General features: G+C 71.9%; 12 protein-coding genes. 10 read left to right on the top strand and 2 right to left on the bottom strand.

Annotated elements, in window-relative coordinates; translation table 11 throughout:
• Positions 1-17: 17 nt before the first annotated feature.
• Genes ACWGKQ_RS21020 through ACWGKQ_RS21055 form a run of 8 tightly spaced genes read left to right on the top strand, consistent with a single transcriptional unit; the run spans position 18 to position 7,894 of the window.
• A complete protein-coding gene (locus tag ACWGKQ_RS21020) occupies positions 18-1,103 on the top strand; it encodes a sugar ABC transporter substrate-binding protein (protein WP_453293437.1) in 1,086 nt (361 codons plus the stop codon).
• On the top strand, positions 1,100-2,614 hold the full coding sequence (locus ACWGKQ_RS21025; RefSeq protein ID WP_453293438.1) for a sugar ABC transporter ATP-binding protein: 1,515 nt from the start codon (positions 1,100-1,102) through the stop codon (positions 2,612-2,614). The genes ACWGKQ_RS21020 and ACWGKQ_RS21025 overlap by 4 nt, the downstream gene beginning before the upstream one ends.
• On the top strand, positions 2,607-3,632 hold the full coding sequence (locus ACWGKQ_RS21030; RefSeq protein ID WP_453293439.1) for an ABC transporter permease: 1,026 nt from the start codon (positions 2,607-2,609) through the stop codon (positions 3,630-3,632). The genes ACWGKQ_RS21025 and ACWGKQ_RS21030 overlap by 8 nt, the downstream gene beginning before the upstream one ends.
• 39 nt (positions 3,633-3,671) lie before the next feature.
• Positions 3,672-5,021, top strand: coding sequence for an L-fuconate dehydratase (locus tag ACWGKQ_RS21035; protein ID WP_453293440.1), 1,350 nt, complete (start codon positions 3,672-3,674; stop codon positions 5,019-5,021).
• Positions 5,018-5,773: an SDR family NAD(P)-dependent oxidoreductase gene (locus tag ACWGKQ_RS21040; protein ID WP_453293441.1), complete on the top strand. Its 756-nt coding sequence runs from the start codon at positions 5,018-5,020 to the stop codon at positions 5,771-5,773. Before ACWGKQ_RS21035 ends, ACWGKQ_RS21040 begins: the two co-directional genes overlap by 4 nt.
• Positions 5,770-6,756 (top strand): aldo/keto reductase, encoded by a 987-nt coding sequence (locus ACWGKQ_RS21045; protein ID WP_453293442.1) that lies wholly within the window; start codon positions 5,770-5,772, stop codon positions 6,754-6,756. Before ACWGKQ_RS21040 ends, ACWGKQ_RS21045 begins: the two co-directional genes overlap by 4 nt.
• On the top strand, positions 6,753-7,067 hold the full coding sequence (locus tag ACWGKQ_RS21050) for an L-rhamnose mutarotase (RefSeq protein ID WP_453293443.1): 315 nt from the start codon (positions 6,753-6,755) through the stop codon (positions 7,065-7,067). The genes ACWGKQ_RS21045 and ACWGKQ_RS21050 overlap by 4 nt, the downstream gene beginning before the upstream one ends.
• Positions 7,064-7,894 carry an amidohydrolase family protein gene (locus tag ACWGKQ_RS21055; RefSeq protein ID WP_453293444.1) on the top strand — a complete coding sequence of 277 codons (831 nt, stop codon included), beginning with the start codon at positions 7,064-7,066 and terminating at the stop codon, positions 7,892-7,894. The genes ACWGKQ_RS21050 and ACWGKQ_RS21055 overlap by 4 nt, the downstream gene beginning before the upstream one ends.
• Here the strand turns inward: ACWGKQ_RS21055 and ACWGKQ_RS21060 are convergent.
• Complete coding sequence (locus ACWGKQ_RS21060; protein WP_453293445.1) at positions 7,882-9,303, bottom strand: lipase maturation factor family protein; 1,422 nt, start codon at positions 9,301-9,303, stop codon at positions 7,882-7,884. The two genes, ACWGKQ_RS21055 and ACWGKQ_RS21060, sit on opposite strands and share 13 nt — an antisense overlap.
• 155 nt (positions 9,304-9,458) lie before the next feature.
• Between ACWGKQ_RS21060 and ACWGKQ_RS21065 the strand changes: the two genes are divergently transcribed.
• Both ACWGKQ_RS21065 and ACWGKQ_RS21070 read left to right on the top strand, forming a co-directional pair.
• Entirely contained in the window at positions 9,459-11,558 is a 2,100-nt protein-coding gene (locus ACWGKQ_RS21065; protein ID WP_453293446.1) for a SpoIIE family protein phosphatase, read from the top strand.
• Between the two features lie 159 nt (positions 11,559-11,717).
• Positions 11,718-12,581 (top strand): Fpg/Nei family DNA glycosylase, encoded by an 864-nt coding sequence (locus ACWGKQ_RS21070; RefSeq protein WP_453293447.1) that lies wholly within the window; start codon positions 11,718-11,720, stop codon positions 12,579-12,581.
• A gap of 7 nt (positions 12,582-12,588) precedes the next feature.
• On the opposite strand, the gene ACWGKQ_RS21075 is transcribed toward ACWGKQ_RS21070, so the two are convergent.
• The gene (locus ACWGKQ_RS21075; RefSeq protein WP_453293448.1) at positions 12,589-13,245 is read right to left on the bottom strand and encodes a zf-HC2 domain-containing protein; all 657 of its coding nucleotides are present in this window, start codon (positions 13,243-13,245) and stop codon (positions 12,589-12,591) included.
• Between the last annotated feature and the right edge of the window lie 38 nt (positions 13,246-13,283).

Below are 13,283 nucleotides of genomic sequence, written 5' to 3' on the forward strand. Positions count from 1 at the left end.
CGATGAGGAGCTGACAGATGGCCGGCTGGACGGCGCGGAACGGACGGCACAACAGGCGAGTGAACGCGTGGGCGGTGCGTACGGCGGCCGTGGCCGCGTGCGGCGCCCTCGTGCTCACGGCATGCGGCAGCACCAAGGACACCGGCAGCGGCAGCGCCGGAGGCGGCGGCACCGGCAAGGTCGGGGTGATCCTGCCCCTGCTGACCTCGCCGTTCTGGCAGTCGTACAACGACTACGTGCCCAAGATGGCGAAGTCCGAGGGCGTGGACGCGCTGAAGACGGTCAACTCCAACAGCGACCCCTCGCAGCAGATCACCGACATCAACAACGAGCTCAACCAGGGCGTGAAGGGGCTCGTCGTCGCGCCGCTCGACAGCGCCGCCATCGAGGCGGGCCTGGACCAGGCCGAGCGCAAGGGTGTGCCGGTCGTCGCCGTGGACGTGGCGCCCGACAAGGGCAAGGTCGCCATGGTGGTGCGCGCCGACAACGTCGCCTACGGCACCAAGGCCTGCGACTACCTCGGCCAGCACGTCACCAGCGGCAAGGTCGTGCAGATCATGGGCGATCTGGCCTCGGTCAACGGCCGGGACCGCTCCGAGGCGTTCCGTACCTGCGTGAAGAAGAAGTACCCCAAGCTCAAGGTCCTGGAGATCCCCGCCAAGTGGGAGTCCGACACGGCCGCCTCCCAGCTGAGCACCCTGCTCAACGCCAACCCCGACATCAAGGGCATCTACATGCAGGCCGGCGGCGTCTACCTCGCCCCGACCCTGCAGACCCTCAAGTCCAAGGGCATGCTCAAGACCGCCGGGCAGAGCGGGCACATAGTGATCGTCTCCAACGACGGCATCCCGCAGGAGTACGACGCCATCCGCAAGGGCCAGATCGACGCCACCGTCTCCCAGCCCGCCGACGCCTACGCCAAGTACGGCATGTACTACATCAAGGCGGCGATGGAGGGGAAGACCTTCAAGCCCGGTCCGACCGACCACGACTCCACGATCGTCAAGCTGGCGAGCGGCATCCTGGAGGACCAGCTCCCGGCACCCCTGGTCACCAAGGACAACGTGGACGACCCGAAGCTGTGGGGCAACACGGTCAAATGATCACGCCACTAGTTGAGGCCCGGGACATCGTCAAGCGGTACGGCCCCACCGTCGCCCTCGCCGACGGCCGGCTCACCGTCCTGCCCGGCGAGTCCCACGCCCTCGTCGGCCGCAACGGCGCCGGCAAGTCCACCCTGGTCAACGTCCTCACCGGCCTCCAGGCCCCGGACGAGGGCACGGTCCGCTTCGACGGCGAACCCGCGCCCCCGCTCGCCGACCGGGACGCCTGGCGGCGCAAGGTCGCCTGCGTCTACCAGAAGCCCACGGTCGTACCGGAGCTGACGGTCGCCGAGAACCTGTTCATCAACCGGCAGCCCCTGCACCGGGGTTTCATCAGCTGGCGCCGGCTGCGCGGCGAGGCAGCCGCGCTCCTCGACACCTGGGACGTCCGCGTCGACCCCGAGGCGCGCACCGCCGACCTCAAGGTCGAGGACCGCCAAATGGTCGAGATCGCCCGGGCGTTGAGCTTCGGCGCCCGGTTCATCGTGCTCGACGAACCGACCGCCCAGCTCGACAACCGGGAGATCGAGCGGCTGTTCGGCCGGATGCGGGCGCTCCAGGACTCGGGCGTGACCTTCCTGTTCATCTCGCACCACCTCCAGGAGGTCTACGAGGTCTGCCAGACCGTCACCGTGCTCCGCGACGCCCGCTGGATCACCACCGCCCCCGTCGCCGACCTGCCCAGGGCCGCCCTGGTGGAGGCGATGGCGGGGGAGGCCGTGACCCGGCAGGAACAGGCGGCACGGGACGCGGTGGCCGCCGAGGCGCCCGTCGTCCTCAGCACCAGCGGGCTCACCTCCGAGTCGTACGACGGGATCGACCTCACCGTCCGCGGCGGCGAGGTCGTCGGCCTCGCCGGCACCAGCGGCAGCGGCAAGATCGAACTCGCCGAGACCATCGCCGGCCTGCGCACCCCGACCGGTGGCTCGGCTCGACTGGCCGACGGGAAGCTCCCGTTCGGTGATGTGCACGCCGCGCTGAAGGCCGGTGTCGGCTTCGTGCCCCGGGACCGGCACGACCAGGGCCTGGTCCCCGGCATGAGCATCGGCGACAACGCCACCATGACCGTCCTTGACCGGCTCGGCCGCGGCGGGTTCGTCGGCACCGACCGCAAGCGCGGCTTCGCCACCGGCCTGATCGAACGCCTCGACATCCACGCCGAGGGCCCCGACCAGCCCGTCTCCGACCTGTCCGGCGGCAACGCGCAGAAGGTCGTGATGGCCCGCGCGCTCGCCTCCGACCCCCGGCTGCTGGTCCTGGTCAACCCCACCGCGGGCGTCGACGTGAAGTCCAAGGAATCGCTGCTGGCCCGCGTGGACAGCGCCCGTGAGGACGGCACCGCCGTGCTGGTCGTCTCCGACGAACTGGACGACCTGCGCCGCTGCGACCGCGTCCTCGTCCTCTTCCACGGCCGGATCGTCGCCGAGCACCCGGCCGGCTGGCACGACCACGAGCTGATCGCCTCCATAGAAGGAGTGGACTCCATGCCCGAAGGAGTGAACCATGGCTGAGACCAAGGCCCCGCCGCTCACCCCGGTGCGCTCCCCGGACCCGCGCGCGGCCCGTACCGTCCTGCTGCGCCGGGCCCGTGAACTCGCCCTCGTCCCGGCCCTGTTGCTGCTCATGGTGCTGGGCGCGGTGGTCAACGACTCGTTCCTCACCGAGCGCAACCTGATCTCCATCCTCGGCGCCTCCGCCGCGCTCGCGATGGTGGTGCTCGCTGAGTCGCTGGTCCTGATCACCGGCAAGTTCGACCTCTCCCTGGAGTCGGTCGTCGGCATCGCCCCCGCCGTCGGCGCCCTGCTCGTCCTGCCGTCGGCCGAGTCCGGCTGGGGCACCGAGTTCCCCGCCGCCCTCGCCATGGTGGCGATCCTGGTCGTCGGCGCGGCGGTCGGCGCCTTCAACGGGATCCTGGTCGTCAAGTTCAAGCTCAACGCGTTCATCGTGACGCTCGCGATGCTGATCGTGCTGCGCGGTGTGCTGGTCGGCGCCACCAAGGGCAAGACCCTGTTCGGGATGCCCGACAGCTTCTTCACCCTGGCCACCTCCACGTTCCTCAGCGTCCCCATGTCGGTGTGGCTGGCCGCGGTCGCCTTCGCGGTCACCGGCCTTGTGCTGAAGTACCACCGGGTCGGCCGCGCCCTCTACGCCATCGGCGGCAACGCCGACGCGGCCCGCGCCGCCGGCATCCGCGTCGACCGGGTGATGCTCGGGGTGTTCGTGGTGGCCGGGGTCCTCGCCTCCGTCGGCGGGATCATGCAGACCGGGTACGTGGGCGCGATCAGCGCCAACCAGGGCAACAACATGATCTTCACGGTCTTCGCCGCGGCGGTGATCGGCGGCATCAGCCTGGACGGCGGCAAGGGCACCATGTTCGGCGCCCTGACCGGCGTACTCCTTCTGGGGGTCGTACAGAACCTGCTCACCCTGGCGCAGGTGCCGTCGTTCTGGATCCAGGCCATCTACGGCGGCATCATCCTCGTCGCCCTCATGATCGCCCGTGTCACCACGGGACGGGCCCAGGACTGACCGGTCCGCGTCCGAAATCCCCCGACGGAAAGGCAATCCGTGTCCCCGAGCCCCGGCCCCTCCAGTCGCGTCATCGCGCTCGAGACCTACGACATCCGCTTCCCCACCTCGCGCGAGCTCGACGGCTCCGACGCGATGAACCCGGACCCCGACTACTCGGCGGCCTACGTGGTGCTGCGCACCGACGCGGGCGACGGGCACGCGGGGCACGGGTTCACGTTCACCATCGGGCGGGGCAACGACGTCCAGGTCTCCGCGATCGACGCGTTGCGGAACCATGTGCTCGGCCGCGCGGTCGACGAGATCTGCGACGACCCCGGATCCCTCTACCGGGACCTGATCGGCGACAGCCAGCTGCGCTGGCTCGGCCCCGAGAAGGGCGTGATGCACATGGCGATCGGCGCGGTGACCAACGCCGTCTGGGACCTCGCCGCCCGCCGCGCCGGAAAACCCCTGTGGCAGCTGCTCGCCGACGCCGAACCCGAGTGGATCGTCAGCCAGATCGACTTCCGCTACCTCACCGACGCCCTCACCCCCGAGGAGGCCCTGGCCATCCTGCGCCGGGGCCGCGAGGGCGCGGACGAACGCCGGGCCCGGCTCCTGGAGCGCGGCTTCCCCGCCTACACCACCTCCGCCGGCTGGCTCGGCTACGACGACGAGAAGCTCACCCGGCTCGCCGCCCAGGCGGTCGCCGACGGCTTCAAGCAGATCAAGCTGAAGGTGGGCGCCGACATCGAGGACGACATCCGGCGCTGCCGGGTCGCCCGCCGGGTCGTCGGCCCGGACATCCGGATGGCCGTCGACGCCAACCAGCGCTGGAACGTCGACGAGGCGATCCGCTGGACCAAGGCCCTCGCCGAGTTCGACCCGTACTGGATCGAGGAGCCCACCAGTCCGGACGACATCCTCGGCCACGCGGCGATCCGCCGGGCGGTCGCCCCGGTCAAGGTCGCCACCGGCGAGCACGTCCAGAACCGGATCATCTTCAAGCAGCTGCTCCAGGCGGGTGCCATCGACGTCGTCCAGATCGACGCGGTCCGGGTCGCCGGCGTCAACGAGAACCTCGCCATCCTGCTGCTCGCGGCCAAGTTCGGTGTCCCGGTCTGCCCGCACGCGGGCGGCGTCGGACTGTGCGAACTCGTCCAGCACCTCTCGATGTTCGACTACCTGGCCGTCTCCGGCACCACCGAGGACCGGGTGATCGAGTACGTCGATCATCTGCACGACCACTTCCTCGATCCGGTGGTGATCCGCGAAGGTCACTACACGGCACCCACCGCACCGGGCTACTCGGCCGCCATGCGACCGGAGTCCGTCGCGGAGTACACCTATCCGGGCGGCACCTTCTGGGCCGCCGATCCGGAAACGCAGAAGGGACAGGCGGCATGACCGACTTCGAGGGGCTGAAGGCCCTGGTCACCGGAGGGGCCTCCGGGATCGGCAGGGCCACGGCCGACCTCCTCGCCGAGCGCGGCGCGCAGGTCGCCGTCCTCGACCTCGACCCGTCCTCCGTCGAGAAGCCGCTGCTGGGGTTCCAGGCAGACGTCACCGACGACGCGTCCGTGCGGACGGCCGTGACGAGCGCCGTGGAAGCGCTCGGCGGCCTCGACGTGCTTGTCAACAACGCCGGCATCGGCGCCCAGGGCACGGTCGAGGACAACGACGACGACGAATGGCGCCGGGTCTTCGACGTCAACGTCCTCGGCATGGTCCGCGCCGCTCGCGCCGCCCTGCCGCACCTGCGCCGCTCGGAGCACGCGGCGATCGTCAACACCTGCTCCATCGCCGCCACCGCGGGCCTGCCGCAGCGCGCCCTGTACAGCGCCACCAAGGGCGCCGTGTACTCGCTCACCCTGGCCATGGCCGCCGACCACGTCCGCGAGGGCATCCGGGTCAACTGCGTCAACCCCGGCACGGCGGACACCCCGTGGATCGGCCGGCTCCTCGACAGGGCGTCCGACCCGGCCGCCGAACGCGCCGCCCTGGAGGCCCGCCAGCCCGCCGGGCGTCTGGTCTCCGCCGCCGAGGTCGCCGGCGCCATCGCCTACCTCGCCAGCCCGCTGTCCGGCGCCACCACCGGCACCTCCCTCGCCGTCGATGGCGGCATGCAGGGCCTCAGGCTGCGCCCGGTGGGCCAGTGAACGCCCTCGGCCGCAGCGGCGTCCAGGTCGGCCCGCTGGGCCTCGGCGCCGCCGTGATCGGCAACCTCTACACCGAAATCCCCGACCAGCAGGCGCACGACACCGTCACCGCCGCCTGGCAGCAGGGCATCCGCTACTTCGACACCGCTCCGCACTACGGCCTGGGGCTGTCGGAGCGGCGGCTGGGCGAGGCCCTGAGCCCGTACGACCGGGACGCGTACACCCTCTCCACCAAGGTCGGCCGCCGGCTGGAGCCCGGGCCCGGCGACGGTGACGACCTCGCCAACGGCTTCGCCGTGCCCGACACGCTGCGCCGGGTCTGGGACTTCACCGACGACGGTATCCGCCGCACCCTGGAGGGGAGCCTGGAGCGGCTCGGCCTCGACCGGATCGACGTCGTCTACCTGCACGACCCCGACGAACACGCCGAAGAGGCCTTCCGCGAGGGCTACCCGGCCCTGGAGAAGCTCCGCGCCGAGGGGATCGTGGGCGCGATCGGCGCCGGCATGAACCAGACGGCCATGCTCACCCGGTTCGTCCGGGACACCGACATCGACGTGGTGCTGTGCGCGGGCCGCTACACCCTCCTCGACCAGAGCGCCCTCGCCGACCTCCTCCCGGCGGCCGAGGAACGCGGCACCTCGGTGGTGATCGGCGGGGCCTTCAACTCCGGCCTGCTGGCCGACCCGAAGCCGGACGCCACCTACAACTACGCCCAGGTGTCGGGCGAGTTGCTGTCCCGTGCCCTGCGTCTGAAGGAACTCGCCGAGCAGCACGGCACCACCCTGCGCGCCGCCGCCCTCGCCTTCTGCGCGGCCCACCCGGCCGTGGCGAGCGTCCTGGTCGGGGCCCGTTCCGCGGCGGAGATCGAGGACGGGGCCAGGCAGTTCGCCACCCACGTCCCCGCCGCCTTCTGGCAGGAGCTGCACGCCACCGGCCTGCTGCCCGCCGACGTCCCCGTGCCCACGGAGGACCCGTCATGAGAGTCGCCCTGCACACCAAGGTGCACGCCGACCGCATCCCCGCGTACGAGGCCGCCCACCGCGAGGTCCCCGCCGAACTCACCGACGCCATCCGCGCGGCCGGCGCCACCTCCTGGACCATCTGGCGCAGCGGCACCGACCTCTTCCACGTCCTCGACTGCGCGGACTACGGTCACCTCCTCGCCGAACTGGAGAAGCTCCCGGTCAACGTGGCCTGGCAGGCCCGGATGGCCGAGCTTCTCGACGGCGTCCACGACTACTCCGAGGCGGGCTCGGAGGCCGGTCTGCCCGTCGTATGGGAGCTGCCATGACCGTCGATGCCCACCACCACGTCTGGGACCTCTCGGTACGCGACCAGGACTGGATCGCCGGACCCGAACTCCAGCCGCTCAGGCGGAACTTCACCGTCGAGGACCTCGAACCCGAGGCGGCCGCGGCCGGGGTTACCGGCACGGTCCTGGTCCAGACGATCACCGTCCCCGAGGAGACCCCCGAGTTCCTCGCCCTCGCCGACACCCACGACCTGGTCGCCGGGGTGGTCGGCTGGACCGACCTGACCCGCCCGGACGTCACCGAGGAACTCGCCCGCCTGCGCGCACTCCCCGGCGGCTCCTACCTGAAGGGCATCCGCCACCAGGTCCAGGGCGAACCCGACCCGGAGTGGCTGCTGCGCCCGGACGTCGGCCGCGGCCTGGCCGCGCTCGCGGACGCGGGCCTGGTCTACGACCTGATCGTCCAGGCCCACCAGCTCCCGGCCGCCGCCAAGGCCGCGGAGACCCACCCGCAACTCACCTTCGTCCTGGACCACCTGGGCAAACCCCCCATCGCCGACGGCACCCTCGAACCCTGGGCCACCGCCGTCCGCGCCCTCGCCGCCCTGCCCAACACCGTGTGCAAGCTCTCCGGCATGGTCACGGAGGCCGACGCCGCCTCCTGGACCGTCGACGACCTGCGCCCGTACGCCGAGACGGTCCTGGACGCCTTCGGCCCGGACCGCCTGATGTTCGGCTCGGACTGGCCGGTGTGCGTCCTGGCCGGGACGTACGGCGAAGTCTTCGACGCGGCAACGGAGTTGATCGCCCCGGCCGACCGCACCGCCGTCTTCGAGACCACCGCCACCCGCGTCTACGGCCTCTGAGCGGCCCCCGCCAGCCGCGTCGGCGGCAGGAACTCCCGTACGTAGGTCCGCTCCCAGCACGCGCCCGTCTCCCGAAGCTCCCGCCAACTGGTGTAGCGGTAGCGGAAGATGCGGGCGCGGACGAAGCGCGGGGGCTCGTCGGGCGGGAAGGGGGAGCGGCGCAGCAGCCGCAGCGTGTCCCGGTCGTTCTCCAGGAGGCGTTCCACCAGGCCGCCGAACCAGTCGCCGGCGTACGCGGGGGAGAGCGCGGCGAACCACATCAGCCAGTCCAGGCGGAGGTGGTAGGGCGCGAACTGGCGTGGCCAGTGCCGGGGATCGCCCGGCTTGCCCCTGAACTCGTACTCCCGCCAGTCCGAGTCCTCGCGCGGGGTGCCGTCCAGCGTGCCCTCGACCACCACCTCGTAGCGGATCCGGCTGACACTGCCGAACGCGCCGTAGGTGTTGACCAGGTGGAGCGGGTCGAAGGAGCGGTTCATGACCTGGCGGCGGGAGACCATGTTCACCACCGGGTGGTAGCTCAGGTAGAGGAGCAGCGCGGCCACGGTGAGCACGACCACCTCGTACCAGAGCGGGGCGGGCGGCGCCCCGGTGTGGTCGGTGGGCAGCCGGAGCGCCGACAGGGCCAGCACGATGGTGATCCAGTTCAGCCAGGAGAAGTTCCCGGAGACCACCAGCCACAGCTGGGTGAGGATCATCAGGGACGCGGCCGCCGTCGCGATCGGCTGCGGGGTGAACAGCAGCACGGGGACCAGCAGCTGGGTGACGTGGTTCGCGGCCACCTCCGCCTTGTGCACCGGCCCCGGCAGGTGGTGGAAGAACCAGCTCAGCGGGCCCGGCATCGGCTGGGTCTCGTGGTGGTAGTGGAGGCAGGTCAGCTTGCGCCAGCAGGCGTCCCCGCGCATCTTGATCAGGCCCGCCCCGAACTCCACCCGGAACAGGATCCAGCGCAGCAGGAAGAGCACCACGACCGGCGGGGCCACCTCGTCGTTGCCCAGGAACGCGGCGAGGAAGCCGGTCTCCAGGAGCAGCGACTCCCAGCCGAACGCGTACCAGGTCTGCCCGACGTTCACGATGGACAGGTACAGGGCCCAGGGGATCAGCCACAGCACCATCCCGGCCCACAGCGGGAGTTCGGCGTCCGCTCCCGCGAGCAGCGCGGCCGACACCACGCAGCCCGCCCAGGCACAGCCCGCGAAGAAGCGGTCCGAGTAGTGCAGGTGGAAGAGGCTGGGGGCCCGCCGGAACGGGACCCGGGCGACGTACCGCGGGATCGGCAGCATCCCGCGCTCGCCCAGCAGGGCCCGGAACTGGAGCGCCGCCGCCAGGAAGCCGACGAGGTACACGCCGGCCAGGGCCCGCTGGAAGACCAGCCGGCTCAGCCAGTACCCGGGTGCGGTGAACCAGTCCACGGCCGTGCGCTCCTGCCTGTCTCCATTGTGCGGCCCCGGATCGGCAGGGCCTGTCACCCTGTGTACCGCGCCTCCCCGGTTGCGTAACCCGAGCGAGTGAAGCAGACAATAAGGGAGGAATTGCCCGTTATCGGTTCCCCTGGCATGGTGGCCCCATGGCTGATCGGGGAGCGCGCGCTCCGTCTCTCCCGGACGACTGGCCCGCCCACCCGGACCACCCGATCCTGGCGCTCAACCACCTGGGCACCTTCGACTGGGACCTCGACGCCGGCCTCTTCCACATGGACGCCCAGGCGTACGAGGTGTTCGACCTGACCCCCGAGGAGTACGACGGCCGCCCCGAGACCCTCGCCGCCCGGGTACCCCCCGCGGAGTCCAGCAGACTGGACGCGGTGGTGTCCCAGGCCATCAAGGACGGCAGCGAGAACTACGGCACGTACTTCCGCATCCGGCGCCGCGACGGCACCCCGCGCTGGACCCACACCCAGGGCTACATCCGGCGCGACGAGACCGGCCGCCCGCGCCGGGTCGTCGGGATCGTCCGGGACGCCACCCAGGAGCTGGAGGACGGCGAGGCGCGGAACCTGCGGGACGCCCAGGGGCAGGCGCTGCGCCGGCAGACCGGGGTCGTCCAGGCGGTCACCGCCGCCCTCGCGCACGCCCGCAGCGTCCAGGAGGTCATCGACGTCCTCAAGGACACCCACGGCATCCCCAACCTGGGCGCCACCAGCCTGGTGATGGGCCTGGTCGAGGCCGGCCGGATCCGGCTGGTCGCCGAGGGGCCGGCCGGCAGCTTCGTGCCCGGCACCCGGATCACCCGGATAGAGGAGCCGTACCCGATGGGCGAGGTGGTGCGGACCCTCAGCCCGTGCTTCATCGAGTCACCGGAGGAGTTCGCCGAGGGCTACCCGATACTGTGGCCGCACATCACCGACCTGCACATCACCTCGGCCGCCTACCTGCCGCTGATCGCGCAGGCCCGCCCGATCGGCGCCATGGGCCTGCTCTACAACGACCGGCACGGCTTCTCCGCCGAGGAGCGCGCCGTGCTGGTCGCCCTCGGCAGCAGCATCGCGCAGAGCCTCCAGCGGGCCATGCTCTACGAGCAGGAGAAAGACCTCGCCCAGGGCCTCCAGCAGGCGATGCTGCCGCGCACCATCCCCAGCGTGCGCGGCGCCGACATCGCCGTCCGCTACCGCTCCCCGACCGCCGGCGGTGTCCTGGGCCGGGACATCGGCGGCGACTGGTACGACCTGATCCCGCTGCCCGGCGGCCGGGTCGGCGCGGTCATCGGCGACGTCCAGGGGCACGACACGCACGCGGCGGCCGTCATGGGCCAGCTCCGCATCGTGCTGCGCGCCTACGCCGCCGAGGGCCACGCCCCGGCCACCGTGATGGCCCGCGCCTCCGTCTTCCTGGACGAGCTCGACACCGACCGCTTCGCCACCTGCCTGTACGCCGAGGCCGATCTGGCCACCGGCGTCCTCCAGGTGGTCCGCGCCGGGCACATCGACCCGCTGGTCCGCGCCGCCGACGGCGGCTGCCGCCGGGTCCCCGTCGAGGGCGGGCTCCCGCTCGGTCTCTCCGCCGAGTTCCAGAGCCTGGAATACCCGGTGTCCACCCTGGAGCTCGACCCCGGCGAGACGCTGCTGCTGTGCACCGACGGGCTCGTCGAGCAGCCCGGCACCGACCTCGGGGAGGGCATGCGGGCCCTGATCGAGCAGGTCGCCGAGGGGCCCGAGGACGTCCGCGACCTCGCCGACCGGCTGATCGAGATCGCCGAGGAGCGCGGCGGCGACGACGACGTGGCCCTGCTCCTGCTGCGCCGCCGCGGCACCGACCCCGCGCAGGCCGTCGGCCGCCTCCAGCAGCACGTGGCCTCCGGCGACCCGGAGGCGCTCGCCCTGGCCCGGCACATGGTCCGCGCCGCCGTCCGCGCCTGGGGCGCCGGGGACCGCGCCGACGAGATCGAGCTGGTCGCCGACGAGCTGATCACCAACGCGCTGATGCACACCGAGGGCTCCGCGATCGTCACCCTCCGGGTCCTCGGCGGCAGCGACCGCCGGCTGCGCGTCGAGGTCGAGGACTCCTCCAGCGCCCTGCCGCGCCGCCGCGAGGCGGGCGAGGACGGGGTGTCCGGCCGGGGGCTGCTGCTCGTCGACGAGATCGCCGACGTGTGGGGCGTGGAGGCACGCGGCGGCGGCAAGGCGGTCTGGTGCGAGTTCCGGATGCCGGAGAAGGAGGACGGGACCTGATCCCTGGCCAAGCGGCAGCGCCCCGAAGGGGCGCGGGGCCGAGACATGTGCGGCTCCGCCGCGTGGGCGCGGCCAGCCCCCACGGCGCCGCAGACGCCGGACGACCTGATGCAGCACTTCCGGCGGAGCGTCCGGGCCCCGGGGTGGCACCCTGGACGCATGCCCGAACTGCCCGAGGTCGAAGCGCTCAGGGACTTCCTGACCGAGAACCTGGTCGGCCACCAGGCCGTGCGCGTGCTGCCGGTCGCCATCAGCGTCCTGAAGACGTACGACCCGCCGGTCGGCGCCTTCGAGGGCAGCGAGGTCGTCGCCGTGCACCGGCACGGCAAGTTCCTGGAGATCGAGGGGGACCGCGGACTGCGGTTCGTCACGCACCTGGCCCGTGCGGGCTGGCTCCAGTGGAAGGACCGGCTGCCGGACGGGCTGCCGCGTCCCGGCAAGGGACCGCTGGCGCTGCGGGTGGCTCTGGAGACCGGTGCGGGCTTCGACCTCACCGAGGCCGGCACCCAGAAGAAGCTGGCCGTGTACATCGTCCGGGACCCGCGGGACGTCCCCGGTATCGCCCGGCTCGGCCCCGACCCGCTCGCCGCGGACTTCGACGAGGACCGCCTCGGGGCCCTGCTGAAGGCCGAGCGACGGCAGCTGAAGGGCGCCCTGCGCGACCAGAGCCTGATCGCCGGGGTGGGCAACGCCTACAGCGACGAGATCCTGCACGCGGCGAAGATGTCCCCGTTCAAGCTGGCCGCGTCCCTGACGCCCGAGGAGCTGCACCGCCTGTACGAGGCGCTGCGCGCCACCCTCACCGAGGCGGTGGAGCGCTCCCACGGCCTGGCGGCGGGGCGGCTCAAGGCCGAGAAGAAGAGCGGGCTGCGCGTCCACGGCCGGACCGGCGAGCCCTGCCCGGTCTGCGGCGACACCATCCGCGAGGTGTCCTTCAGCGACTCCTCGCTGCAGTACTGCCCGACCTGCCAGACCGGCGGCAAGCCGCTCGCGGACCGCCGGATGTCGCGGCTGCTCCGGTAGCCGGCGGTCACTTGGGGTCCAGCGTCACCAGGCGCTGCCCGTCCGAGTTGCGCACCTCGTAGCGGTCGATCTCGTCCGGGTGCATCGAGGAGCCGCCCGTCATGGTGCTCATCCGGCCGTCGTGGTCCCGCTCCGCCCAGGTGGTGACGACCTGCTCGGAGCCGTCCTGGCCGACGGCGACCAGACGGCAGGAGCGCGGCCCGTTCGGGTCCTTGACCTCCAGCACGATCGAGCTGCCCGAGTCGGTGTCCTCCGACTTCACCTGCGCCCAGATGCCCGACTGCGCGTCGGTGGCCGCGGTGACCTGCACGGTCGGCGCCGCGTCGTGACCGGCGTAGACCGCGATGCCGGGGCCGGCGACCGCGAAGACCACCGAGGCGGCGAGGCCGTAGAGCAGCTTGCGGCGCTTGGCGCGGTGCCTGCTCGCGACCTCGGCGAGCAGCCGGTCGAGGAGCCGGGGGCCGGGCTGGGCCATGGGGTGCACGAAGCGCGGCGTGGCCCTGCGGTACAGCATCAACTGCCGTGCCGCGGGGCCGAACTCGGTCACGTGTGCCGTACAGCTGGGGCACTCCATGAGATGGTCCTCGAAGCGGAACGCCTCCGCCTCGTCCAGCACGCCGAGCGCGTACGCGCCGACGTCGCGATGCCGTTCCAGGGACCTCATGCCGAATCCTCGTGCCGAAGGTGCGGGTGGGGGTTACT

The organism is Streptomyces sp. NPDC054770 (assembly GCF_053611985.1).